The organism is Streptomyces sp. GL_141, from assembly GCF_057834385.1.
Map to the genome: position 1 here is coordinate 3,841,764 of NZ_CM174402.1, position 24,891 is coordinate 3,866,654.

At 73.1% G+C, this 24,891-nt stretch carries 18 protein-coding genes and 4 pseudogenes; 14 read left to right on the forward strand and 8 right to left on the reverse strand.

Features of this window, described 5'->3' with window-relative positions; all coding sequences use genetic code 11:
- Positions 1-202: 202 nt before the first annotated feature.
- The 8 genes and pseudogenes from AC3IX6_RS16680 to AC3IX6_RS16715 all read left to right on the forward strand — a co-directional run.
- Positions 203-793 (forward strand): annotated as a pseudogene (locus tag AC3IX6_RS16680) (type 1 glutamine amidotransferase family protein); the annotation flags it as partial.
- A gap of 613 nt (positions 794-1,406) precedes the next feature.
- Positions 1,407-1,868 (forward strand): MarR family winged helix-turn-helix transcriptional regulator, encoded by a 462-nt coding sequence (locus tag AC3IX6_RS16685; RefSeq protein WP_489371472.1) that lies wholly within the window; start codon positions 1,407-1,409, stop codon positions 1,866-1,868.
- A gap of 413 nt (positions 1,869-2,281) precedes the next feature.
- Entirely contained in the window at positions 2,282-4,036 is a 1,755-nt protein-coding gene (locus AC3IX6_RS16690) for a serine/threonine-protein kinase (RefSeq protein ID WP_489370889.1), read from the forward strand.
- Positions 4,037-4,106: 70 nt separating this feature from the next.
- The gene (locus tag AC3IX6_RS16695) at positions 4,107-4,520 is read left to right on the forward strand and encodes a nuclear transport factor 2 family protein (RefSeq protein WP_489370890.1); all 414 of its coding nucleotides are present in this window, start codon (positions 4,107-4,109) and stop codon (positions 4,518-4,520) included.
- Positions 4,521-4,726: 206 nt separating this feature from the next.
- Complete coding sequence (locus tag AC3IX6_RS16700; RefSeq protein ID WP_489370891.1) at positions 4,727-5,812, forward strand: alpha/beta hydrolase; 1,086 nt, start codon at positions 4,727-4,729, stop codon at positions 5,810-5,812.
- On the forward strand, positions 5,805-7,106 hold the full coding sequence (locus tag AC3IX6_RS16705; protein ID WP_489370892.1) for an acyltransferase family protein: 1,302 nt from the start codon (positions 5,805-5,807) through the stop codon (positions 7,104-7,106). The genes AC3IX6_RS16700 and AC3IX6_RS16705 overlap by 8 nt, the downstream gene beginning before the upstream one ends.
- Positions 7,099-8,532, forward strand: a complete 1,434-nt coding sequence (locus tag AC3IX6_RS16710; RefSeq protein WP_489370893.1) for a sensor histidine kinase — start codon at positions 7,099-7,101, stop codon at positions 8,530-8,532. The genes AC3IX6_RS16705 and AC3IX6_RS16710 overlap by 8 nt, the downstream gene beginning before the upstream one ends.
- Positions 8,529-9,200 (forward strand): response regulator, encoded by a 672-nt coding sequence (locus AC3IX6_RS16715; RefSeq protein WP_489370894.1) that lies wholly within the window; start codon positions 8,529-8,531, stop codon positions 9,198-9,200. Before AC3IX6_RS16710 ends, AC3IX6_RS16715 begins: the two co-directional genes overlap by 4 nt.
- Positions 9,201-9,230: 30 nt before the next feature.
- Here the strand turns inward: AC3IX6_RS16715 and AC3IX6_RS16720 are convergent.
- Positions 9,231-10,039, reverse strand: a pseudogene (locus AC3IX6_RS16720) (RNA-guided endonuclease InsQ/TnpB family protein); the annotation flags it as partial.
- Positions 10,040-10,301: 262 nt separating this feature from the next.
- On the opposite strand from AC3IX6_RS16720, the gene AC3IX6_RS16725 reads away from it, so the two are divergent.
- Positions 10,302-11,627: a sensor histidine kinase gene (locus AC3IX6_RS16725; protein WP_489370896.1), complete on the forward strand. Its 1,326-nt coding sequence runs from the start codon at positions 10,302-10,304 to the stop codon at positions 11,625-11,627.
- Positions 11,624-12,283: a response regulator gene (locus tag AC3IX6_RS16730; protein ID WP_266956400.1), complete on the forward strand. Its 660-nt coding sequence runs from the start codon at positions 11,624-11,626 to the stop codon at positions 12,281-12,283. Before AC3IX6_RS16725 ends, AC3IX6_RS16730 begins: the two co-directional genes overlap by 4 nt.
- A 70-nt stretch (positions 12,284-12,353) precedes the next feature.
- Here AC3IX6_RS16730 and AC3IX6_RS16735 read toward each other — a convergent pair whose 3' ends face one another.
- The 3 genes and pseudogenes from AC3IX6_RS16735 to AC3IX6_RS16745 form a co-directional block, all read right to left on the reverse strand.
- The gene (locus AC3IX6_RS16735) at positions 12,354-12,476 is read right to left on the reverse strand and encodes a hypothetical protein (protein WP_489371473.1); all 123 of its coding nucleotides are present in this window, start codon (positions 12,474-12,476) and stop codon (positions 12,354-12,356) included.
- A gap of 14 nt (positions 12,477-12,490) precedes the next feature.
- A pseudogene (locus AC3IX6_RS16740) lies at positions 12,491-13,324 on the reverse strand (ABC transporter permease); the annotation flags it as partial.
- Positions 13,321-14,085, reverse strand: a pseudogene (locus AC3IX6_RS16745) (ABC transporter ATP-binding protein); the annotation flags it as partial. The pseudogenes AC3IX6_RS16745 and AC3IX6_RS16740, both read right to left, overlap by 4 nt.
- Between AC3IX6_RS16745 and AC3IX6_RS16750 the strand changes: the two are divergent.
- Together AC3IX6_RS16750 and AC3IX6_RS16755 are read left to right on the forward strand one after the other, a co-directional pair.
- Positions 14,035-14,499: a GbsR/MarR family transcriptional regulator gene (locus AC3IX6_RS16750; RefSeq protein ID WP_489371474.1), complete on the forward strand. Its 465-nt coding sequence runs from the start codon at positions 14,035-14,037 to the stop codon at positions 14,497-14,499. The pseudogene AC3IX6_RS16745 and the gene AC3IX6_RS16750 overlap by 51 nt on opposite strands.
- Positions 14,500-14,682: 183 nt before the next feature.
- Complete coding sequence (locus AC3IX6_RS16755; RefSeq protein WP_489370897.1) at positions 14,683-15,381, forward strand: alpha/beta hydrolase; 699 nt, start codon at positions 14,683-14,685, stop codon at positions 15,379-15,381.
- On the opposite strand, the gene AC3IX6_RS16760 is transcribed toward AC3IX6_RS16755, so the two are convergent.
- Genes AC3IX6_RS16760 through AC3IX6_RS16770 form a run of 3 tightly spaced genes read right to left on the reverse strand, consistent with a single transcriptional unit; the run spans position 15,356 to position 17,487 of the window.
- A complete protein-coding gene (locus AC3IX6_RS16760; RefSeq protein WP_489370898.1) occupies positions 15,356-16,072 on the reverse strand; it encodes a hypothetical protein in 717 nt (238 codons plus the stop codon). The genes AC3IX6_RS16755 and AC3IX6_RS16760 overlap by 26 nt on opposite strands.
- Positions 16,069-16,470 (reverse strand): hypothetical protein, encoded by a 402-nt coding sequence (locus AC3IX6_RS16765; protein ID WP_489370900.1) that lies wholly within the window; start codon positions 16,468-16,470, stop codon positions 16,069-16,071. The genes AC3IX6_RS16760 and AC3IX6_RS16765 overlap by 4 nt, the downstream gene beginning before the upstream one ends.
- Positions 16,471-16,500: 30 nt before the next feature.
- On the reverse strand, positions 16,501-17,487 hold the full coding sequence (locus AC3IX6_RS16770; protein ID WP_489371475.1) for a diacylglycerol kinase: 987 nt from the start codon (positions 17,485-17,487) through the stop codon (positions 16,501-16,503).
- 184 nt (positions 17,488-17,671) lie between these two features.
- Here AC3IX6_RS16770 and AC3IX6_RS16775 point away from each other — a divergent pair, with 184 nt between their 5' ends.
- On the forward strand, positions 17,672-18,955 hold the full coding sequence (locus tag AC3IX6_RS16775) for an adenylosuccinate synthase (RefSeq protein ID WP_327305424.1): 1,284 nt from the start codon (positions 17,672-17,674) through the stop codon (positions 18,953-18,955).
- A 53-nt stretch (positions 18,956-19,008) separates the two neighbouring features.
- Here AC3IX6_RS16775 and AC3IX6_RS16780 read toward each other — a convergent pair whose 3' ends face one another.
- Entirely contained in the window at positions 19,009-20,691 is a 1,683-nt protein-coding gene (locus AC3IX6_RS16780; protein WP_489370901.1) for a hypothetical protein, read from the reverse strand.
- Positions 20,692-20,919: 228 nt separating this feature from the next.
- Here AC3IX6_RS16780 and AC3IX6_RS16785 point away from each other — a divergent pair, with 228 nt between their 5' ends.
- Positions 20,920-24,855 carry a hypothetical protein gene (locus AC3IX6_RS16785; RefSeq protein WP_489370902.1) on the forward strand — a complete coding sequence of 1,312 codons (3,936 nt, stop codon included), beginning with the start codon at positions 20,920-20,922 and terminating at the stop codon, positions 24,853-24,855.
- The last annotated feature ends 36 nt before the right edge of the window (positions 24,856-24,891 follow it).

The window sequence follows — 24,891 nt, forward strand, 5'->3', positions numbered from 1 at the left end:
TCTGGGGAATGATTGACAGCACGCTGTCATCATGTCAGCATGCTGTCATAGAAGGTCAGCGGTGACGGCGACACTGGAGGCGAGCACGGTGAGCGAGACCCAGACGAAGACGCAGGCGGAAGTACGGGCAGAGGCGCAGGCAGAGGTACGGGCAGAGGCGCAGGCCCGGACCGGCGCGGAGGCGCAGCCCGCGGGCGCCGCGGTGCGCACGGTCCACGTGGCGGTGTACGACACCTACGCCGACTGGGAGACCGGCCACACCACCGCGCACCTGACCCAGCACGGCTACGAGGTCCGCACGGTCGGCGTCACCGCCGGGCGGCCCGTCACCACGATGGGCGGCCTCCGCATCCAGCCCGACCTGGCCCTGGCGGACCTGCGCCCCGAGGAGTCCGCGCTCCTCGTCCTGACCGGCGCCGGGCTGTGGGACGCGGGCGACGAGCTGGCTCCCTTCGCGGCGAAGGCCGAGGAGTTCCTCACGGCCGGCGTCCCGGTCGCAGCGATCTGCGGAGCCACGGCCGGCCTGGCCCGCGCCGGAGTCCTGGACGGACGTGCGCACACCAGCGCGGCCCCCTTCTACCTCGGCGGCCAGCCGGGCTACGCGGGCGCCGAGCGCTACGTCGAGGCCGACGCGGTCACCGACGGGGACCTGATCACGGCCGGCCCCACGGAACCGGTGGCGTTCGCCCGCGAGGTCTTCGCCCGCCTCGGGGTGTACGAGCCGCACGTGCTCGACGCCTGGTACCGCCTGTTCCACGACTCCGACGAGAGCGCGTACCCGGTCCTGATGGCGGCGTCGGGGATGGAGCAGGAGATGGAGCAAGGGCAGGAGCGGGAGCGGGAGCGGGAGCGGGAGCAGCAGCAGGAGCTGAAGCCGGAGCAGGGGCGGGAACCGAGCGATGCGTAACCAGCCCCCGCCGCGGCCCACCGCGCAGCCCTCCCCGGCGGCCCCGCCGCCGCCCGGAGCCGCTGCCTCCGCACCCCCTGCCGACCCGGTGTCCACCCGGAGCCCCGGACCCGGCGACACCACGGCACCGCAGGCGCCGCCTTCTGCCTCGGCGGCGCAGGGCTGGGCCGGGGCCGGGGCCGCCGCAGGCGGGGCCGGAGCCGGAGCCGCTGCTGCCGGGGCCACCGCGGACGGACCCGGTCGGCCGGTTCCGGCCGACGGCTCGGTAGCCCGCGCCGGGAGGTCCCGTACGCCGGGCTCCCCCGCAAGCGGGCACGCCGATGCGGGCGACGCTCCGGCCGGGGATGCGGTCCGGAACGCGGCGTCCCCGGGCGCCGCAGCCCGTACGCCCTCCGGCGCGGGCGGATCCGCGGACCCGGTCCCGTCCCGGGGCGGGGAGCTCCCCGAGGCCGTCGGCGCAGCTCCCGCGGCGCGCGGCAGGGGCCCGCGGGACCGCTCCCTGCGCACCCGGCAGGACCTCCTGAGCCGCACGGCCCTCGGGGTGTTCCGGCTCAACGGCCAGTTCCTCTCCGTCTCGGAGGAGCTGGCCCGCCCGGCGGGGCTGACCGCAGCCTCGTGGCAGGTGATCGGGGCCGTACTCCGCGAGCCGCTGCCCGTCGCCGGCATCGCCCGGGCCATGGGCATCACCCGTCAGAGCGTGCAGCGCATCGCGGACCTGCTCGCCGCCAAGGGCCTCGCCGAGTACGTCCCGAACCCGGCCCACCGCCGAGCGAAGCTGCTGCGCCCCACGGAGGCCGGCCGCGCCGCCGTCGCCAGGATCGGCCCGGGCCACGCGGCCCTGGCCACCCGGCTCGCGGAGGCCCTCGGCGAGGACGCCTTCGCCGAAACGGTCCGCGTCCTGGAACGCCTGTCGGCCGCCCTGGACACCCTCCCGGCCCCGCCCGACGCCCCGGCCCCGTAGGGCGAGCAGGACGGCCGGGCCTCCTCGTCCCCTCCTGTACGCCGGGGGCACGGGACCGGCCGGGACCGCGGGCGCCCGGCCCGGACTACGGGGCCGGGGCGTCGTGCGGGGGCCGCGGCCCGGCCCGCCTCTCGGTTCCCGCCAGGGCCTGCGGCAGCCCGGCTCGTTGCCGGGGCGGGCGGGCACGTCCGGTAGGCCGCCGGGGCGACAGCCGCCGCGCAGCCCCGTACCGGCGCCGGGTCCCAACACGCCCCGCCCGTACGCCTGGTGGGATCCGCGCCTCCGGTACGTCCCGGCTCCCGGCCGCCCCGCCCCGGCGCCAGGCCCGTACCAAGCCCACCCCCACAACCCGCAGCCCGCCCGGCCGCACTATTGTCGGGCTCCGGCGCGTCCCAGGGGGAGGACCACCTTTCATGGAACAACTGCACCCGCGCGATGCGGAGCACATCGGCCCGTACCGCCTGCTCGCCCGCCTCGGAACCGGCGGCATGGGCCAGGTCTATCTCGGCCGCGCCGAGGACCACGACCCCGCCGCGGCCAGTGCCAATGCCAGTGCCACGGGCACCGGAACCGGAGCCCCCACCGGTACCCGGACCCGTACGGGCACCCGCACCGCCGCCGTGAAGCTGATCCACCCCCACCTCGCCGCCCACCCCGACTTCCGCACCCGCTTCCGCCGCGAGGCCGACGCCGCCCGCCTCGTCGGCGGGGACTGGACCGTCGCCGTCCTCGACGCCGACCCCGACGCGGAGATCCCCTGGCTGGCCACCGCCTACATCGCCGGGCCGAGCCTGCGCCAGGCCGTCGGCCGCGACTTCGGCCCGCTGCCGGCCCGCTCCGTACGGATCCTGGGCGAGGGGCTCGCGTACGCCCTCCAGGACATCCACCGTGCCGGCCTGGTCCACCGGGACCTGAAGCCCGGCAACATCCTGCTCACCGCCGACGGGCCCCGCGTCATCGACTTCGGCATCGCCCGGGCCCTGGGCGCCACCGCCGACCCCGCCCTCACGCAGACCGGCGAACTCCTCGGCTCCCCCGGCTTCCTCGCCCCCGAGCAGATCAACGGCACTCCCGTGACCCCGGCCTGCGACGTGTTCGGCCTCGGCGCCGTGCTCGCCTACGCCGCCACCGGCCTGCTGCCCTTCGGCGACCCGGACCAGCCCGGAGGCATCGCCGCGCTCCTGCTGCGCGTCACCGAAGCGGAACCCGACCTGGCCGGCGTACCGGCCGGGCTGCGGGACGTCGTACGCGATTGCCTGCACAAGGACCCGGCCGCCCGGCCCACCCCCGCCGAGCTCCTCGAACGGCTCGCCGCCGACCGGGAGGACACCCCGGAGCCCTGGCTGCCCGCGCCCCTCGTCGCGCGGCTCGGGCAGCACGCCATAGCCCTGCTGGACCGGGTGGACGCCGGCCCGGACCGGCCCGAGCCCGTGACCGTGCCCGCCCAGCGCACGGCGGAGCAGTCGGTCGCGGCCCTGCCCGCGCCCGCTCCCGCGCCCGCTCCTGCGCCGACCCCTGCGCCCACGCTCGCCCCTGTGCCGGAGACCGGGTCCGGCTCCGGCTCCGGGTCCGGCTCGGGCGACGGCTCCGCTGCCGGCCCCTGGTCCGACTCCCGGCGCGGCACCCGCTCCCGGTCCGTCTCCACGGCCCTGCTCGTCGCCGTCGCCGCGGTCGTCGCCGTGGCGGCGGGCGGCACGGTGTACACCGTCATGAGCGGAACCGGCGACGGTTCGCCCCGCGCCGGCTCCGGCCCCTCCCCGTCCGGCTCCCCCTCCGGCGCGCAGACCACCGGGGACACGACCGCGTCCGTCGCCGTCGCCACTCCCTCCCCTTCCGCCCCTCCGGCCACGCTCCCCGAGGCCTACGCCGGCACCTGGCGCACCGTCTACGGCGGGCAGAGCTGGCAGCTCACCCTCAGCCCCGGCACGGCCGGTGCCAACGTCATGTCCCTGACCCTCCAGGCCCCCGGACTCAGCTGCGCCTGGACCGCGCCGCTGCGCTCCGCCACCGCCGAAAGCGTCGGGCTCGACCCCTCCACGGTGATCTCCGGTACGCCGCCCTCGTGTTCGCCGGGCGGCCGGAGCACGCTGCGGCTGCTCCCCAACGGGAACCTGGTGCGGGAGCTCGACGGCAGCACCGCCGCGCCGCTCACGTATCGCCGTCGCTGATTATTTCGAAGTCAATAAGCCTGCAAGCAAAGCTTGTTGCAATCACCGGTCCGCCCGCACACTGCGGCACATGGAGCCGTTGAAGGTAGTGGCACAACTGTGGGAGCGGATCGAGGCACGCGACTGGGACGCAGTGGCCCTGCTGATCGCCGAGGACGCGGTGATCGAGTGGCCCGTGAGCAGCGAACGCATCGTCGGTCGCGACAATTTCATCGCCGTCATCAGCGATGACGACTACGCGGACGAGAGATCCGTCGAGGTGCTCCGGATCCTCGCGGACGGCGATCTCGTCGTGACCGAGGTGGAGATACCCCAGGACCACGTGGTCTACCGCGCCGTCTCCCTGTGGACCGTACGGGACGGGCTGATCGCCGGGGCGCGGGAGTACTGGACCAGTCCGGGCCAGGACCCTGCCCCGCGCTGGCGCGCCGGTTTCGTCGAACCGCTCGCGGAGCCGCTCGCCGGATCCGTGGCGGCCGACTGAGCGGGTCCGGGCGCGCGGGTCCGGGCGCGCGGGTCCGGCGTGGGTCAACTCGCCTGGTCTGACCCCTGAGTAGCCCCTGTCATACCTGAGAGCTACTTGGGAAGTGGGCTCTCCAGTGGGACGCCGACGAGGGCTCCCGATTCCTAACTTCGTGACCAGAGAACAACGCAGCACCGCCCCTCTGGCACGAACGAAGGAACGGACCCATGAGCCGCCGACCCACCGCACGTCCCGACGGCCGCAGCAGCGGCCGTCTGCGCCGCACGCTGCTGGCCGGACTCGTCGCCGCGGCCGTGGTGCTGCCCGTTTCCGCCGCCGCTTCCCCGAACGTCCCCGCGCCCGCTCCGGCCGTCCTCGGCGAGAGCGCCGCCCTCCCCGACCGGTTCGCCGCCAATCTCGCCAACCTCTCCGAGGCGGCCCGTACGGCGGAGAACGCCGGCCGCACCGGTCGCGCGGCGAAGCTCCGGGCGATGGAGGCGGGCGGCGATGCCCGGTTCCTCGTCTTCGACGGGCGCGGCAAGGGCCGGGCGATAGAGGTGTTCGGCGATCTGGAGAGCGCCGACCGGGTCGCGGTCCTGGTCCCCGGGTCGGACACGACGCTCGACACCTACCAGAGGTTCCGCGCCGGAGCCGTCGCCCTCGAGCAGCGCCTCCGGGCCGAACACCCTCGCTCCGCCGTGGTCGCCTGGCTCGGGTACGACACCCCCGGCACGGTCAGCCCCTCCGTCCTGACCACGGGCCGCGCCGACGGGGCCGCCGCCGAACTGGGCTCCTTCCTTCCCCGGTTGGCCCGGCTGGCCGCCCCGCAGGCCCGACTGTCGCTGCTCTGCCACTCCTACGGGTCCGTCGTCTGCGCCCGGACCGGGACCGGCTCCGAGGTCACCGACATGGCGCTGTTCGGCAGTCCGGGCACGGGGGCCGGTTCCGCCGCGCACCTGCCGACCCGCGCCCGGGTCTGGGCCGGCCGGGGCGGCGCCGACTGGATCTCCGGCGTCCCGCACGTCCGTGTCGGCGGGATCGGGTTCGCCGCCGATCCCGTGGACCCCGCCTTCGGAGCCCTGCCCTTCGCGGCCGGCTCCGGCGGCCACAGCGACTACCTCAAGCCGGGCACCGAGTCCCTGAACAGCCTGGCCGGGATCGTGCTCGGCACCTCCCCGGAGGCGCGGACCGGCTCGGGTCCCGCTCCCGCTCCCGCCTCCACCGCTCCCGCTCCCGGCTCGGGCTCCGCCGTCACCGCATTTCTCGCCCCGTCCGCCCCCGCTGCCCCGGAGGTCTCCCGTGCGCGTGCGTGAACCGCTTGCCCGCTGGTCCGTTCTCGCGGACCGCATCGACGCCGGAACCCCCGCCCAGCGGGACCGGGCCGTGGACGCGCTCCGTGCCTTCGCCATCCTCGGTGTGGTGCTGGGCCACTGGCTGGTCACCGCCCTCACCAGTGCCGACGGCGGCCTCAGCACCACCAGTCCGCTGGCCCACATGAGCGGACTGGCCCCGGTCTCCTGGGTGTTCCAGACCCTGGCCGTCTTCTTCCTGGTCGGCGGCCACGTCGCCGCCCAGGGGTACGAGTCGGCGCGCGGCCGCGGAGTCCCGTACGGGCGGTGGGTCGGGCAGCGGCTCGGCAGGCTGTTCCGGCCGGTCGCCGCCGTGCTGGTCCTGTGGAGCGTGGCGTCCGTCGCCATGCTGCTCGGCGGCGTCGGGACGGACACGGTCCACACCCTGCTCAAGCTCGTCCTCTCTCCGCTGTGGTTCCTCCTCGTCTTCGCCGCGCTCACCGCCGCGACCCCGCTCGTCGCCCGGCTGAGCCCGTTGTGGCCTCTGGCCGTGGTGGCCTCCGTCGATGTCTGGCGCTTCGGGTTCGACGGGCCCGCGTGGATCGGCTGGGTCAATGTGGCCGCCGGCTGGCTGGTGCCGTACACCCTGGGCGCCGCCTGGTCCCGGGGCGCCTTCGCCCGGCGCACCCCGGCCGCCCTGTTGCTGGGCGGCGGGATCGCCGCCACGGCCGCGCTGATCCTCTGGGGCGGATACCCCGCTTCGATGGTGGGCGTCCCCGGAGCCGTGATCTCGAATCTGAACCCGCCGACGCTGGCCGCCGTCGCCTTCGGCCTGGCCCAGTGCGGGCTGGCGCTGCTGCTGCGGGAGCCGCTGTCCCGGGCGATGAGCCGGCCGCGGGCCTGGGCGAAGGTGGCCCTGGTGAACCTGTCCGCCATGACGATCTTCCTGTGGCACCAGACCGCGATGATGGCCGTCACCGCCGTGGGACTGCTGGTCTCCACCGATCTGCCCGGCCTGCACACCGTGCCCGCTTCCGCGGAGTGGATAGCCGTCCGACTGCTCTGGCTGCCCGTGTTCGCGGCCGCGCTGGCGGTCTGCTGGGCCGCCTTCCACACCTACGAGCAGGCCGGCGGGCGCCCCCGGGGCCGGTCCCGGCGCGGATCCTCCGGGACGCCCGCCACCCCCTCTCGGATCGTCGCCTCGTCCGCCCTGACCCGGGGGAACACCTCCTCCGTTGCCCGTACGGCCCCAACTCCGGTCGGCGAACGCGCAGTCACCGGCCCGGCGGCCCGCGTCAAGGAGACCCTCCGTGCCTAGGCTGGACGACGTGAACGAGCAGAGCGGGCCCCCGAGCCCGGCCCCGGCCCCCGTCCCGGCCCCGGCCCAGCACGCGGACGTGGCTGCGACCGCGGCTGCGGCCGGCGGGCGGCCGGATGGTTCTCCGGGCCGGGCTTCGGCTGTGGTGCGGAGCGTGGCCCTGGGGCTCCTGGACCTGAAGGCCGATCCGCTCCCCAGGATGTCGAAGCCGCGCTGGCTGGCCTGGCTGCCCCACATCGTGCTCCTCTACCTGGCGGTGGCCTTCTTCGCCGTGACCACGGAGCAGCTCGGCAACCACTACGGGGTCCACGGCTCCGTCCGGCAGTTGCTGGCGATCCTGGTCGGCGGGTCCATCCTGATCGCCATGCGGTGGCCGATGGCCGGGTACTGGCTCGGCCTGATCGGGGCGGTACTGATCGCCGCGCAGATCCACGGCCACGTGGGCCAGGGCCAGAGCTGGCCGTGGATGCCCGCGGGGATATTCGTCTTCGCCCCGGTGCTGCTGCTGGTGGCCCTGCGGGTGCCGCCCCGGGTGACCGTCGGGGCGGTGACCGTCGTCGTCGCCTGCACCGGCCTGGCCGAGGGCTTCTTCAAGCCCGAGCACAGCGGTACCAGCGCCCCCGGCGCCATCCTCCTGTTCGCCTTCACCGGCCTCCTCGGCTACGCCCTGCGTGCGACCCGGCTGGCCCGGACGCAGCTCGTCGAGCAGGAGACCCTCACCGAGGAGGAGCGCGCCCGGCGCACCCTGCTGGAGGAGCGCAGCCGGATCGCCCGCGAACTGCACGACGTCGTCGCGCACCACATGTCGGTGATCTCCATCCAGGCGCAGGTGGCCCCTTACCTCGTGGAGAACCCGTCGGAGGAGCTCAAGGAGAATCTGGCCGGGATCCGCGCGAATGCGGTGGAGGCCCTGACGGAGCTGCGCCGCGTCCTGGGGGTGCTGCGTTCCGAGCACCCGGGCGAGGATGCCGATCTGCACCATCCGCAGCCCACCCTGGCCGAGTTGGGCGGCCTCGTGGACAACGTGCGGGCGGCCGGGCTGGAGGTCACCACCGAGATCGCGGGCATCCGCCGGCCGCTGTCCCCGGGGGTGGAGCTCACGGCATACCGGATCGTGCAGGAGGCGCTGAGCAACTGCCTGCGGCACGCGCCCGGCTCCCGCGTGGAGGTCGGCATCGCCTACGGGCCCCGCGACGTGCACCTGTGCGTCGCCAACACGGCGCCCACCCGGCCGGCCCCGCCGACCATGGGAGCGGGGCACGGGCTGCTGGGGATGCGGGAGCGAGCGGGCATGCTGGGGGGCGAGCTGGCGGCCGGCCCCCGCCCCGAAGGGGGGTACGAGGTGAGCGCCGTGCTCCCGATGGATCCCGTGTCCCCGAGCGGCGTGACCTCTGCCGGCCCCGAGACGAAGAAGAAGGACTCATGACTGCTGCCCCGATCAGGGTGATGATCGCCGACGACCAGATGATGGTCCGCCAGGGCTTCACCGTGCTCCTCGACGCCCAGCCCGACATCGAGGTCGTCGGTCAGGCCGTGGACGGCGCCGAGGCCGTGGCCAAGGTCGCCGAACTGTCCCCGGACGTGGTGCTGATGGACATCCGGATGCCCGGGATGGGCGGCATCGAGGCCACCTCCCTCATCACCGGCGCCCCGGGCTCCGCGGTGAAGGTGCTGGTGCTGACCACCTTCGACCTGGACGAGTACGTGTACGAGGCGCTGCGCGCCGGCGCCTCGGGCTTCCTCCTCAAGGACGCCTCCGCCGATCAGCTGGCGGAGGCGGTCCGCGTGATCGCGGCCGGGGAGGCGCTCCTCGCTCCGAACATCACGAAGCGGCTGATCACCGAGTTCTCCCGGCTGGGGGCTCCGCGGGCGCCTTCGAGGGCACGCCTCGACGAGCTGACGGAGCGGGAGACGGAGGTGCTGTCGCTGATCGCCCAGGGCATGTCGAACGCGGAGATCGCCGGGCACCTGATCCTGGCCGAGCAGACGGTCAAGACGCACGTGGGCCGGATCCTGATGAAGCTGGGCCTGCGGGACCGCACACAGGCGGCGGTGTTCGCGTACGAGACGGGTCTGATCCGTCCGACGGGCTAGTCAACTTGACCCGGCCCTTAAAGGACCGTGGCTCGTGTACGCCGGATCGACGTACACCAGCGGCACCCCGGCCCGCTTCGCCTTGTAGGCGATGAACTGGCCGAGCTGGTGAAAGCTCCACGCATGCAGTGGTGCCCGCTGGTCCTTGCGGAGCCGTACCCGGTCGCGGATGCCCGTGAGGTCTTCCAGGGCGATCCCGCGTCCGGTGCGTTCAGCGGTGGTGACGATCTTCTTCGCGATGATGTGGTTGATGTTCGCCGCGCGCCGCGCCTCTTTGCGGCCGCGCTGCTTCAGACGCCGTTTGGTGGACCGGGTGCCCTTGGCCTGCAACTTGCGGCGAGTTCCGACTGCCGCTTGCGGTGCCTGTTCATACCCCGCCCGGCGGCCCGGTAGCCGGTGGACGTGGTGGCGATGTTGACGATGCCGAGGTCCACACCGATAAACCCGGACGGGTTCTCGTTGACCGGGGCCTCGGGGATCTCACAGACCGCGATCAGGTAGAACACGCCGTCGCGTTCGATCAGGTCCGACTCGCCCTTGCGGTACTGGCGGAGCAGCGTGAGCACGTTCGCGGAGCAGGCGAAGCGGACGCTCTTGAGCCGCCCCGCAGTGGTCCAGATCGCCTTCAGCGTGGTGTAGGCATCACGGGTCTTCTTGATCACATGCTGGGCTGCCTGCGCCCCGAGACCGGAGGCCTTCAGTTCGGCGTAGGTGTGCTTGCGCAGTTCGTACTCACGCGGCACACCATGCTCGAACGCCACGGCTGACACCCAGTTCGCCGCGTCGTTGACCATGCGCAGGCTCGCTGACAGCGCGGATGCCTGCACGGCATCCGGCATCAACTTCACCTGCGCAACAATCTTCACGCAGAACACGCTAAAAGGACCGGCCGAAGCGGAGCAACCTGAGGCCAGCACAGTTACACAGAGCACTCCGGCGCTCCACGCCTCTGGGTCAGGAATGCGACTCCTCCCGGGCGCAAACACCCGGGGCTCCTCCCGAGAGCCCGCTGAACCAGCCCCGGTAGTACTTGAGGGGGACCCCGCGAATCCCCTTCAGCGGCGACGCGGACCAGGCCGGGGCCCACCTACCGTGGAGAGCATGACCGAGACGATCCCCGGGGCGACCCCCCGGACCCCAGAGATCCGGCTGGCTTCGGGCTTCATCCAGAGCCTGCGCCAGGCTCTGATCACCGACGCCTTCGCCTACCGGCCGCTGCCTCCGATGCGCACGGACGGGCCGCTGATCCGGCGGCTCCCGCAGCGGATACGGGTGGAGGCCGCACACCTGCCGCACGCGGCCGTGTGCCTGGTGGCGTTCTTCGTGGTGGTCTTCACCTCGATCACCACCGGCCTCCCGCAGGCCGCGTCCCTGGTGATGGGGCTGCTGGCGGCCACCCCGATCGCCATGACCCTGGTGCGTCCGCTGGGGGCGTTCTGGGTCGCCGTGGCGGTCACCCTGGTCTTCTCGGTCGTCAGCGGCTCCGATCCCAACTGGCCCTGGATCCCGGCCACCTTCTTCTCGTACCTCGCGACGGTGACCCTGGTCGCGATGCGGACCACTCCCCGGACGGCCGGCTGGATGTGGGTGATCACGCTGGCGATCGGCATCGGTACCTCCATCGTGCTCGGCCACGGCCAGACCATCAACGTCGGCCCGATGGCCTTCGCCTCGGCGATCACCTTGCTGGCGGTGAGCATCCGCACCATCCGCAAGCAGGCGGAGCAGGAGGTCACCGCTCAACAGGAGGTCACCGCCGTCGAACGGGACCGGCGCACCCTGCTGGAGGAGCGCACCACGATCGCCCGGGAGCTCCACGACGTGGTCGCCCACCACATGTCGGTGGTGGCCATCCAGGCCGAGGCGGCGCCCTACCGGGTGAAGAACCCGCCGCCGGAGCTGGAGGCCGCCTTCGTCACCATCCGGGAGAACGCGGTGGCGGCCCTGACCGAGCTGCGCCGGGTGCTGGGAGTCGTCCGCTCCGCGGACTACGAGGCCCCGGACGCCCCACAGCCGACGCTGGCCTCGCTGGACGGGCTGCTGGCCAATGTGCGGGAGGCCGGGCTGAGCGTGGACAAGACCGTGACGGGCGCGGTGCGCGAACTGCCGCCGGGCGTGGAGCTGTCGGCCTACCGGATCATCCAGGAGGCCCTGAGCAACACCCTGCGGCACGCGCCGGGCGCCGGCGCCGCGGTCGAGGTCTCGTACGTGCTGGGCGGGCTGGGCCTGCGCATCGTCAACGAGCCCGGCACCGGGGACGTGCGGCCCTCGCCGGGGGCGGGGCAGGGGGTGACCGGGATGCGCGAGCGGGTGGCCATGCTGGAAGGGGAGATGACGGCCGGGGAGCTGGCCACCGGAGGGTTCGAGGTGGCGGTGTTCATACCCGTGGCCGGCATCCGTCCGGATCCCGTGAAGGATCCGGCATGACGATCAGAGTGCTCATCGTCGACGACCAGATGATGGTCCGTGAGGGGTTCTCCGTCCTGCTGAACGCGATGGACGGCATCGAAGTGGCCGGGGAGGCGGTGAACGGGCGGGAGGCCATCGCCCAGGTGGCGGCGCTGAAGCCGGATGTGGTGCTGATGGACATCCGGATGCCGGAGATGAACGGCCTGGAGGCGACACGGGAGATCGTGGCCGCCGACACGGACGCGAAGGTGCTGGTCCTGACGACCTTCGACCTCGACGAGTACGTGTACCAGGCGCTGCGGGCCGGTGCGTCCGGCTTCCTCCTCAAGGACGCCTCTGCCCGCCAACTGGCCGATGGGGTGCGGGTGGTGGCCGCAGGCGAGGCGCTGCTGGCGCCTTCCGTGACCAAGCGGCTGATCACGGAGTTCTCGAAGTTGTCGGAGACCCGGTCGCAAGTGGGCTCGGCGGCGGTCACGGAGCTGACGGAGCGGGAGACCGAGGTACTGGTGCTGATCGCGCAGGGGCTGTCCAACGCGGAGATAGCGGACCGGCTGATCATCGCCGAGTCCACCATCAAGACGCACGTGAGCCGGATCCTGGTCAAGCTGGGATTGCGGGACCGCACCCAGGCGGCGGTGTTCGCGTACGAGACCCGGCTGGTGACCCCCGCTTAGGCCGCCCCGAAAAGTTGTCCACAGCTGTGGACAACTTTTCGGACGGGCGCGGATCGAGGAGGGGCGGGGCTCAGGCCGCCAGGTCCCGGCGGCGCAGGGCGGTCAGGGCAGCGGCCAGGAGAGCCGCCGCCAATGCGGTCAGTATCAGCAGGGGAGCCCAGGTCAGGGCCTCGGAGCCGGGGATCCGGGGCAGGTGGGCGAAGGGGGACCCTCGGCCGGGCCCGGGCGGACCGCCAGGAAGCTCATGCCGAGGTCGCGGCGGCCGGCGAACAGGTAGGCCGCGGCCGTCTGGACGGCGAAGGCCGCCGCGAACAGGGGGAGCACCCACCAGCGTTCGGCCGCGAAGGCCCGTACGTGCTCCAGCCAGCCCAGCGGTGAGATCCAGGTCAGCACCGACGAACCGTCCGCGGAGCCCGCGTCGCCCGCGGCGCGCAGGACGAAGGCCGCGCCGAGCAGCGCCCCGGCGAGGCCCTTGGCGAGCCGCGCGCTCTCGGTGAGCTGCGCCGTGACGGCGGCCGCCGACGCGAAGAGCATCCCGGTGGCGCCGATCCCAAGTCCGAGGGCGAGTGCTCCGCCCGCGCCCCGCCCGGCGAGTCCGGCCGCGACGAGGAGGGCGACCAGCGCATTGGCGGACAGGGCCGCCAGCAGGGCTGCCGTCAGCGGGGCCCGGCGCCCCACCATCGCCGCCGACAACAGCTCCTGACGGCCCGTCTCCTCCTCCTCGCGGGTGTGCCGGATCACGATGATCAGGCTCATGCCCCCGGCGAGCAGCCCGGCGAAGACCCCGCCCCGCCAGGCGGTCAGCGCGCCGATCGAATCGCCGAAGGCGGGGCCGTAGAGGGCGCGGAGCGAACCGTTCGCGCTCATGGTGGAGAGCAGGCGGGCCCGTTCGGCCGGCGTCCCGTAGACCGATTCGAGGGAGGCGGGCAGGCTGAGCACCAGGCCGGTCACGGCCAGGATCCAGACCGGCACCATGACGCGGTCACGGCGCAGGGCGAGGCGCAGCAGGGCCGTGGTCCCGGCCAGTTGACGGTGCTTCATCGCAGCTCCTCCGCCCCCTCGGCGGACCGGGCGTAGTGCCGCAGGAAGAGCTCTTCGAGGGTCGGCGGGGTCGCGGTCAGGGACCGCACCCCCGAGGCGGCCAGCGACCGCAGTACGGCATCCAGCTTGTCCGTGTCGGCCTGGAGCCGGATCTTCCGCCCCCGCACCTGCACGTCGTGGACGCCCGGCAGGTGCGCGAGCCCGTTGGGCGGTGCGGCGAGCTCGGCGCTGATCGACGTACGGGTCAGGTGGCGCAGTTCGGCGAGGCTGCCGGTCTCGACCGTGCGGCCCTTGCGGATGATGCTGACCCGGTCGCAGAGGGTCTCGACCTCGCTGAGGACGTGCGAGCTGAGCAGGATGGTGCGGCCGGCGGCCCGGGCCTCGGCGACGCAGCCGCGGAAGACCTCCTCCATCAGCGGGTCGAGTCCGGAGGTGGGCTCGTCGAGGATGAGCAGTTCCACGTCGGCGGCGAAGGCGGCGACGAGGGCGACCTTCTGCCGGTTGCCCTTGGAGTAGGTACGCCCCTTCTTGGTCGGGTCGAGTTCGAACCGCTCGATCAGCTCGGCGCGGCGCGCCCGGTCGAGGCCGCGGCCGCCGCGCAGGCGCCCGTAGAGGTCGATGACCTCGCCGCCCGAGAGGTTGCGCCAGAGGGTGACATCGCCGGGCACGTAGGCGATGTGGCGGTGCAGTTCGACGGCGTCGGTCCACGGATCGCCGCCGAGCAGTTCGACGGCGCCGGAGTCGGCGCGCAGCAGACCGAGGCGGGGATGCAGCGGATGGCCGCGCGCGTCTTCGCCCGGCTGCTCGCGAGCGACGGCGGCGCGATGACCTCGGCCGAGTTGGGCGAGGCCCTGCGGATCAGCCCGGCGGCGGTATCGGGAGCCGTCTCCTACCTCTCCCAGGTCAACATGGTCAGCCGGGAGCGCGAGCCGGGTTCGCGGCGCGATCGCTACGTGCTGCACAACGAGCTCTGGTACGAGACCTTCACCCGCCGGGACCAGATCCTGACCCTCTGGGAGAAGACCCTCCGCGACGGCGCGGCCAGTCTCGGACCCGACTCCCCCGCGGGCGCCCGGATCGCCGAGACGGCGGCGTTCTTCGAGTTCATGCAGGCCGAACTCCTGGGCCTGATGGACCGCTGGCGCACCCACCGCGCCACCCTGAACCTGCCGTAGCCCGGGGCCCCGCCCACGGTTGCCGACGAGGTCCGGCGTCGGCGGTGGCGCCGTGGCGGCCCGCAGGCCACCCGCCTAGCGTGGGCCGGGGGGCCTCCAATCCGACCCGGCCCGACACGTCCCGACACGGGTCAAGGGAGTCGGGACCCGGGACACCGACACCGGACTCAGGAGCAGAACCTCATGGCCGACAGCCCCGTCCGCACCCCCGCGATCGTCCTCGTCCACGGCTTCTGGGGCGGCGCCGCCCACTGGGCCAAGGTCATCGGCGAGCTCCACCGCCGTGGATACACCGACCTGCACGCGGTCGAGAACCCGCTGACCTCCCTCGCCGACGACGCCGAGCGGACCCGCAAGATGGTCCGGCAGATCGACGGGCCGGTGCTGCTCGTCGGCCACTCGTACGGCGGAGCCGTCATCACCGAGGCCGGCGACCTGCCCAACGTCACCGGACTGGTCTACGTCGCCGCCTTCGCGCCCGACGCCGGGGAGAGCCCCGGCGGGATCAGCCAGGAGAATCCGCCCGCGGCGTTCGAGAACATCGCGCCCGACTCCGACGGCTATCTGTGGGTCAGGCAGGACAAGTTCCACGAGAGCTTCGCCCAGGACCTCACCCCCGAGGAAGCCCTGGTCATGGCCGTGACCCAGAAGGCCCCCCTCGCCTCCGCCTTCGGCGACGCCGTCACCGCGCCCGCCTGGCGTGCGAAGCCGTCCTGGTACCAGGTCTCCACCGCCGACCGCATGATCCACCCCGACAACGAGCGCCGCATGGCCGCCCGCATGAACCCCCGCAAGACGGTCGAGCTCGACGCGAGCCACGCCTCCCTCGCCTCCCTCCCCGGCCCCGTCTGCGACCTCATCGAGGCGGCCGCCTCCGACTGAGCGCGCCCCGCCGCCACAGCCTGCGCGCCCGGCCCAGCTCCCGGGCGCGCGGCGCCCACACGACGGCCCCCGGCCCCGGGTCCCCGGCCAGCCACACGAACCGCTCCAGCGGCGGATCCCCGGCCTCCGACTCCGACGGCGACGGAGGCAGGGCCGACTGCGGGAGGCCCGACTGCGGCAGGCCCGGATCCGTACGGGGCCACGCCCGCGGCGGCAGCACCCGCCGCCCCAGCGGCCCCAGGGTCAGCACCCACGGCCCGCGGCGGCCGCGGCCCCCGGAGCCGCCGCTCAGGACCAGCAGCGGCGGCAGCCCGCGCCCGCGCAGCACCCGGACGTCGTACGGGACCCAGCGCAGCTCCGGGTCCCGCAGGGTCCGGCGCACGCTCCACGTGACGTAGAGCTCCCGGAGGGCCACGAGCACGGGCACACACAGCAGCCCCAGCAGGACCGCCTCCAAGGCCGCGGGCCGGCTGACCAGCGCCCCGATCAGCGCGGGCCAGCACAGCACCGGCAGCAGGCCGATCAGCAGCGCGTCCTGCCGCCAGTCTGCGAGCGCGTCCCGCACGGCGGCTCCACCCGGCGGCCCGGGCACGGGCTCACCCGCCGGGTCAGCCCGCTCCCCGGCGTCCCCGGCATCCGCGGTATCCGCCGCGTCCCCGGCATCCGCCGCGCCCTCGGCATCCACGGTCACCGCACGAAGTTCCGGTAGATGCCGAAGACGACGCCACAGGCCACCACGACCACACCGAGGGCGCCGAGCGGGCCCGTCCAGCGCGCGCCCGGGCCGGATGCGCCGACCTCGTAGAGGCGGCCCCGCCAGGGCCGGTACGTCGCCACTTTCGCCTCCTCCGCCGAGCAGCGGAAACCGGCGGTCCGCTCCTTCTCCCCGAAGGCGCGGTCCCGCCAGGCCACCACGCAGGTCCGTTCGTCCGCGCTCCGGCCGACCACCCGCAAGGACACGGTCGGGTCGTCGTAGGCCGCACCGATCCCCGCCTGCACGGCGAGCCCGCACACGGCCGCCCCGGCGAGGGTCACCCACCGGAACACCCCGAGCCACCAGGGAACGTCCGCGATCCCGGTCCGGGCCATCGGCCCCCGCCCTCCCCACCCGCGTCGGCGTCAGCGTTGCAGCGGCAGTGTCAGCCCCCAGGCGCCCGGGTGCAAGGTCCACGTGCGGCGCCGGACCGGACCGGTGATCCCGACGTCCGACCGGTAGCGGAAATCCTCGCCGGACACGGTCACGGCCGACGCCCGCACCCGCACCACCCGGCCGGAGCCGGAGCCGGATCCGGGGCCATGGCCGGAGCCGGAAGCCGCTCCCGATCCGGACCCCGCTCCCGCTCCGGACCCCGCCCCGGAGCCCGGTACCGCGACCGCCCCCGCCATCCGGACCAGCACGTCCGCCAGCCCGTCGCCCTCCCGGGCCGACACGGCGACGTCCTCGACCATCCCGTCCACGTCCGCCAGGACCACCCCGTCGGCCTCCACGCGCAGCCGGTGTCCGCCGCCGGATCCGGTGGCGGAGCAGGCCCCGGCCGGCGGACGGCCGAACGTACGGACCAGCGAGCGGTACGCGTTCCACACCGACGGCCCGGCCGGCCGCGGCACGCCCCCGGCCCCGGACCGGGACCCCGGCCGGGACCCGGATCCGGCCCCCACGGGGGGCGGCGGGATGCCGATCCCGCCCAGCACCACCCCGTCGCTGTCGTCGACCAGCAGGTCCCGCATGCCGACGGCCCCGTCCAGGACCGCCCGCGCGGCCGACACGGCCGACAGCGGCACGCCGAGCTGCAGCGCCAGTACGAGCGACCCCGCCGGCCCCACCGGAATCAGCGAAACGGCCCCCTCGGACAGGGCCCGCTCACGGTGCAGCAGCCCGACGGCCCGGACCAGTGCGCGATCGTCGCCCACGATCACCGGCCGCCGATGACCCCGGCGGGCAAGGGCCCGCGCAAACTCCTCCTGTGAGTCCGGGAGGCAAATTTTCGCCGCCGCTCCCGCTGACAACACATCTTTCGCGATTCGCACGGACTCGCCGTCAAGACGGCGGGCGACCGGGTCGACGAGCACGAGCAGGCCGCCTACCGGCGCGCCCGCATGGCTCATGGTGGGCTCTGGAGCCGACACCTCGGTCCTTCCTCGGGTAGCATCTTTGTGCAAGAGGCCCTTGCGCTATTGCGCCAGGGCCTTCGTCTATTCCGGGGTACCGGTCCGACGGCTCAGCCTGCGGTGTACATCGTCGTACGCCCCCTGACCTTGGACATGCCCCATCCGGAAGAGGTGTACGCCTGTGCCCGCTCTTGTGCTGCTCGGAGCTCAGTGGGGTGACGAGGGCAAGGGAAAGGCCACCGACCTGCTCGGTGGATCCGTTGACTATGTAGTGCGTTACCAGGGCGGCAACAACGCCGGCCACACGGTCGTCGTAGGCGACCAGAAGTACGCACTGCACCTTCTCCCTTCCGGCATCCTCTCCCCCGGATGCACCCCGGTCATCGGCAACGGTGTCGTCATCGACCCGGCCGTCCTGCTCTCCGAGCTGCGCGGCCTGAACGAGCGCGGCATCGACACCTCCAAGCTGCTGGTCAGCGGCAACGCGCACGTGATCACGCCGTACAACGTCACCCTCGACAAGGTCGGCGAGCGCTTCCTCGGCAAGCGCAAGATCGGTACGACCGGCCGCGGCATCGGACCGACCTACGCGGACAAGATCAACCGCGTCGGCATCCGGATCCAGGACCTCTACGACGAGTCGATCCTCACCCAGAAGGTCGAAGCGGCGCTGGAGGGCAAGAACCAGCTCCTCACGAAGCTGTACAACCGCCGCGCGATCGAGTCGGCGCAGATCGTCGAAGAGCTGCTCGGCTACGCGGAGCAGATCAAGCAGTACGTCGCCGACACCACCCTGATCATCAACAAGGCGCTCGACCAGGACAAGGTCGTGCTCTTCGAGGGCGGCCAGGGCACCCTGCTCGACGTCGACCACGGCACGTACCCCTTCGTCACCTCCTCGAACCCGACCGCCGGTGGCGCCTGCACCGGTGCGGGCGTCGGCCCGACGAAGATCAGCCGCGTCATCGGCATCCTGAAGGCGTACACGACCCGCGTCGGCGCCGGCCCGTTCCCGACCGAGCTGTTCGACGCGGACGGCGAGGCCCTGCGCCGCATCGGCGGCGAGCGCGGTGTCACCACCGGCCGTGACCGCCGCTGCGGCTGGTTCGACGCCCCGATCGCCCGCTACGCGACCCGCGTCAACGGCCTGACGGACTTCTTCCTCACCAAGCTGGACGTGCTGACCGGCTGGGAAGAGATCCCGGTCTGCGTCGCGTACGAGATCGACGGCAAGCGCGTCGAGGAGCTCCCGTACTCGCAGACGGACTTCCACCACGCGAAGCCGATCTACGAAAACTTCCCCGGCTGGTCCGAGGACATCACCAAGGCCAAGACCTTCGCGGACCTCCCGAAGAACGCCCAGGCGTACGTCAAGGCCCTGGAAGAGATGTCGGGCGCCCCGATCTCCGCGATCGGCGTCGGCCCCGGCCGCACCGAGACGATCGAGATCAACTCGTTCCTCTAGCGACGCACGCGAGGGGCGGGGTGCCGGTACGGCGCCCCGCCCCTCGCGGTGTGTCAGGCTCCGGGAGTCTCGTAGAAGCCGGTCAGGTCGACGACCAGGTCGACGGACGACCAGCCCTGGTTCCAGAAGTCCACGATGCCGCCCTTGCCGCCGGGCGTCTGCACCAGATTCGGCACGGTCGCGCCCGCCGTCCAGTTCAGGGCCGAGGACACCGGCCGCTGCGGCTTCACGTTCTTGCCGCGCACGTAGTCGGACCAGAGGTTCGGGTCCGGGGCCACCGACAGGAATCCGTCACCGCGGGTGTTGGTGACCGTGGTGTTCAGGGCCCACGCGTCGACCTCGGCGGCCGGCGTGTCGCCTTCGAGGCCCAGCCACTCGTAGCTGCGGGGCGCCAGCGGGAACGCCGGGCGGTCGTTCCAGCTGCCGTTCTCGCGCGTGTCCAGGATCCGGAAGGGCACCGGGGGAACCACGAGGGCGGACCTGCTCTGCGGGGAGTAGTAGCCGACGACGTCCACGACCACGTCGGCGGGGTTCCAGCCGCCGTTGCGGACGGTGATCTTCCCGTCGGCGCCGACCGGCACGATCACCGCGTTGGCGACGGTCTGGCCCGCCGCGAAGTTCACGTTCGACGTGGTCGGCGCCGTCTTCCCCGCGGGGTAGGCCGTCAGGTGTCCGGCCGACCGCGGGTTGGTGACGGTCAGGTTCAGCGCGACCGCGGTGGCGCCGGCCGGCACGCCCGAGCGCCCGGCGATCCCGATGTCGAAGGACCCGTACCCGGGCACCTGGCCCTTCGCCGTGCCCTGGCCCTCCCGGGTGTCCACGATCCGGGTCGGGGCCAGCGCCCCGTAGCCGGCAGCCTTCGACGCGGTGAAGTAGCCGGTGACGTCGGCCAGCAGATCGACCGGCGCCCAGCCCGCGTTGAACAGGTGCACGTACCCGTCCTCGCCGACCGGCACGATCACCAGGTTCGGCACGGACTGGCCCGCGACGTAGTTCAGGACCGAGGTCTGGGCATTCTCCGCCAGCCCCTTTTCCTGGGCCGCCGAGACGTGGCCCGGCGCCGTGGTGTTGGTGACGGTGAGGTTGAGAACCACGGAGCGGACCCCGGCGGGCACCTTCCCGGCTCCCGCCACCTTCAGCGCGACCGAACTGCGCGCGCCGACCTTGGCCCGCGCGGCGCCGATGCCCTCACGGGTGTCCAGCAGCCGCTTCGGCTCGTGTGCGGTGAACTCGGTGCCCTCGGTGGCGACGGTCAGGCTGTTCTCCGCCTCACCACCCGTCGCGGAGTCCTTCACCGTGACCTTGATCTCGTACGAGCCGATCGCGGCGTACTGGTGCGTGGCGCGGTGCAGATGGAAGTCGCGCGGCATGACACTGGCGTTGTACGTATCCGTGGTGCCGTCGCCCCAGGCGATGACGACGTCGACGAGGGCGTACTCCTGGCTGGAGACGATGCTCTCCAGGTTGAACGAGTCCACGCCCTCGGCGAACGCGTTCACAGCGACCCTGAGCCGCTGGTCGGCCGCGGTGGCCGCGTCCGGCGCCTGCTGCACCCGGGCGCTCCCCTTGGCGGCGGCGCCCGAAGGTGCCGTCGTGACCGTGCGTTCGGCCGGGCTGCTGAAGGTCCTCCCCTTGGCCTTCCGCACCGCGTCCCGGTCGACCCCGGACGCCTTCGCACCGGACGTGGTGGCTCCGGACACGGACACCGCCGAGGCGGTCCCCGGTACGAGCCCCACGGCAGCCGCCACGATGGCGGCCGAAACTACGAGTCGGCGATTGCGCACCGGCCCCCCACTTCTGTTTGAACATGATCAGATTTGATCTCGCGAGCAGCGTACATAACCGCTTCTCAGCCGGGTCCGGCAAGGGGATATGCTCCGCCTGCCCGCGAATCCCGTGCTGATCACGGAAGCGGGCCTGCTTGAACTGGGGGGTTCATGAGTTTGCTGCCGCTTGGCAGAGGTATGTCCGCGACCAGGGGGAGAAGCCGTACGGCCCTCGCCTCCGGCGCCCTGCTGCTCGCCGTGCTGACGGCGTTCACCGGCCGGAGCGGGGTCGCCCTCGCGGCCCCGTCGCCCGGCACCACCACCACCGATCCGGCCACCGCAACTGCCGTCGCACCGCGGGCCGCAGGCCCGCGGGCCGCGCCGAAGCCGGACCCGAAGGCGGACCGCGAGGCCGCCGTCCGCTCGCTCGCAGAGGCCGACCCGTCGGGCCCCTGCCCGGCGGCGCTGAAGCCGCACGAGATCGTCGACTGCGCCGTCCCGTCGTCCACGACGGCCCGGATCGCGCTGACCCTGCCGCAGCAGAAGGACCTGGTCCTGATCCAGGCCGTCGCCGCCCAGGGGTCGCTCTATCCCCGGCTCCTCGCACCCGACGGTTCGGCCGTCGCCTGCGAGCCCGTACGCCCGTCCTCCGAAGGCGCCCTGCGCTGCCCCACCACCACCGCCGGCGCGTACACGCTGACGCTGATGAACAACAGCGGCAACGACACCGGCGCCTCCGTCGCGTACACCCCGCTGCTCTCCACCACCGCCTGCATCCCGGTCGGAGCCGCCGACTCCAAGCTCGGCGCCCCGACCGTGTTCCAGCGTTCGCTGCCCGCCGGCTCCGCCGGTGACTGCTACACGCTGGGGCTGGCCGCGAACGACCTCGTGCGCAGCCACGCCACCTCGTACCGGGTGCTGGAGAGCGTCTACGACGCCGCGGGCAAGGAAATCTGCTCCTCCCTGAACCGCGAGGGCGACGCGCTCGACTGCACGCTCACCGGCACCGCCCCGTACCGGGTGTCGGTGCTGCAGTCCTACGGCGCGGCCGAGCCCTACGCCTTCACCGCCGCCCGGTTCTCCAAGCCCGAGGGCTGCCCGGTCGTCGAGCCCCAGGCCTACGGAGCCTCCCCGGACCTGACCTCCACGGTGCGCTGCCGCGTGCTGCGCGTCCCGTCGGCGGGCCCGTACACCTACGCCCCGGTCTCCGCCGGCACCGCGCCCTACGGCCTGCTGTACACGGCCGCGGGCACCCAGGTCGCCGACTGCGCGACGGGCTGCACCCTGCCCGCCGGGGACTACACCTGGGCCGTCGACCCCCGCACCACCGACGCCGGCGCCTTCGGGATGGCCTTCCACTCCGCGAAGGAGGCCCGGGGCTGCACCGCGACCCGGGACGACGGCCTGGTGTCCGGCCCGGCCACCGGCACCTTCGGCGGACCCGGGCAGCAGCTCTGCCTGACCCTGTCGACCGCCACCGGCAAGGGCGTCTACCTCCTCAACCGGCCCCCGGCCGACGGGGACCACGCCGACACGGCCGTCTACGACGCCTCCGGCGCCCAGCAGTGCGAAGGCTCCCCGGAGGCCGTCTGCAAGCTGACCGGCACCGCCCCGTTCCGCGTGGTGCTGACCGGCGAGGCCTCCACGGCGTACGGCCTGGTGGTCCACCGCACCGGTGAGGCCGCCGGCTGCACGCCGTGGCCGCAGACCACCTTCGGCGCCTCCACCGGCGCCCGGGTCGGCCTGCCCGCCGACGTCCGCCAGGCGTGCCTGAGCCTGCCCGCCGACAAGCACGCGTCCGCCGAGCTGCTCGACTACACCAACAGCCAGAACAAGCTGAACGCCACGGTCCGGGTCGTCGACCCGCAGGGCAACGTGGCCTGCGAGACGAACTACTACAGCACCACCACCAGTTGCCCCCTGACTCCCGGCACCGCCTACACGGCCCTGCTGGCCGGCTGGGGCGGAGCCGACACGTACACGCTGGTGCGCCGCGACGTGTCGCCGACGGCGAACTGCGCCGCGCCCGCCTCGACGAAGGTGGGCGGTCCCTCCACCCCCTTCGACCTGACCTCGGCCCTGGACGCACGCTGCCTGCGCGTTCCCGCCGCCGCCGCGGACAAGATGTGGCTCAGCGCGCGGACGCTCGGGGGACGGTACGACCCCACCACCACGACGGCGGTCCTCGACCCCGCCGGCAAGATCCTCTGCTGGCAGCAGGGCGTCTCCTGCCAGGTGACCGGCTCGACCTCGTACGTGGTGGTGCTGATCGCCACCGGTTACGAGGACAAGCCGATCCACACCAACGTGGACACCTGGCGGGTGGGCACCGCCGCCGGATGGGCTGCGGAGTGCACGGCGAACCGGGTCTCCCCCGAGGGCTTCCCGGCCCGCAGCGGGGTGCTCACGGAATCCTCCACCGGCTACTGCGCCGTACTCGACATCAAGCCCGGTCAGGCCTTCAACGTCGTCGGCACCAGCAGTTCCACCAACGGCGACCACCCCTGGGTGGATCTGGACACCGCCGCCGACTGGAACGCCTCGTACAGCAAGTACGGCTGCATCGGCGCGATGGGCCGGTTCGGTGTGCGCTGCTCCAGCACCACCGACGCCCCTGCCGCTCAGGCGGTCCTGCTGGTGAGCGCCCGAAAGGCGCCCACGCCCGTCGAGTTCACGATGGAGGGCGTCTGCGACAACGGCTGCACTCCCCCGTCGGCCCAGCTCCCGACCGGCATCAGCCCCGCCGCCAGCCCCACCGGTACCCGTTCCCGGGCCGTCGTCAGCGGTACGGGCCTCACCCTGGGCACGAAGCTCAAGCTGGTGGGCGGCGGCCAGGAGCGGCCGCTCGTCCAGGTCTCCGTGAACGCCGCGGGCACCGCCCTCAACGTCCAGGTCGACACCACCGACCTGCCCCCGGGCACCTACGACCTGCTCCGCGAGGGCGTCGGCTACACCGGCGGCGTGCCCTCCCCGGGCTACCTCCCGAAGGCGTACACGGTCACGACCGCCTCGACTCCGGGCAAGTCCCGGTACGTGCCGCTCACCCCGTCCCGGTTCCTCGACACCCGCGACGGCACCGGCGCGAAGAAGCAGCGCGTCGGCGCGGGCGGTGTGGTCACCCTCCAGGTCGCGGGCGTCAAGGGCGTCCCGGCCACCGGAGTCACCGCCGTGGTCATGAACGTCACCGCCGTCCAGCCCACCCAGCCGGGCCACGTCACCGTCTACCCCAACAGCCGCCCGCTGCCCGGGGTATCGAACATCAACTACGCGGCCGGGCAGATCGTGCCCAACCTCGTGACGGTGCCGGTCGTCAACGGGAAGGTGGACCTGCGCAACAGCGCCGGCACCGTCGACCTGATCGCCGACGTCACCGGCTACTACACCGACAAGGCCGGGACCGGCTCCTCCTTCACCCCGATCACCCCGTCCCGGTTCCTCGACACCCGCGACGGCACCGGCGCGAAGAAGCAGCGCGTCGGTACGGGCGGTGTGGTCACCCTCCAGGTCGCGGGCGTCAAGGGCGTACCGGCCACCGGAGTCACCGCCGTGGTCATGAACGTCACCGCCGTCCAGCCCACCGAGGCGGGCCACGTCACGGTCTACCCGAACGGTCAGCCCGTGCCCGGGGTCTCGAACCTCAACTTCACGCCGGGGCAGATCGTGCCCAACCTCGTGGTCGTCCCGGTGGTCAACGGAAAGGTGGACCTGCGCAACAACTCCGGCTCGGTCGACCTGATCGCCGACGTCACCGGCTACTACGCGGCGACCGGCTCGACCTTCTCCTCGGGTGCGCCGGTCCGCCTCCTGGACACCCGCGACGGCACCGGCGCCCGCCCCGGGCCCGTGGGCTCCGGCGGACTGGTCAGCCTGCAGGTGTCCGGGGTGGAGGGCGTACCGGCGCAGGGGGTGACCGCGGTCGTCCTCAACGTCACGGTCACCAACCCCACGTCCGACAGCCACCTCATCGTCCACCCGCACGGGGCGGCCCGCCCCAACGTGTCGAACCTCAACTTCACGGCCGGCAAGACCGTCTCCAACCTGGTGGTGGTCCCGGTGGTGGACGGCCGGGTGACGTTCTTCAACAACTCCGGCTCGGTGGACGTGATCGCCGACCTGAACGGGTACTTCATGTAGTCCACACCCAACGCGAAGGACCCGTCCGCCGCCCCC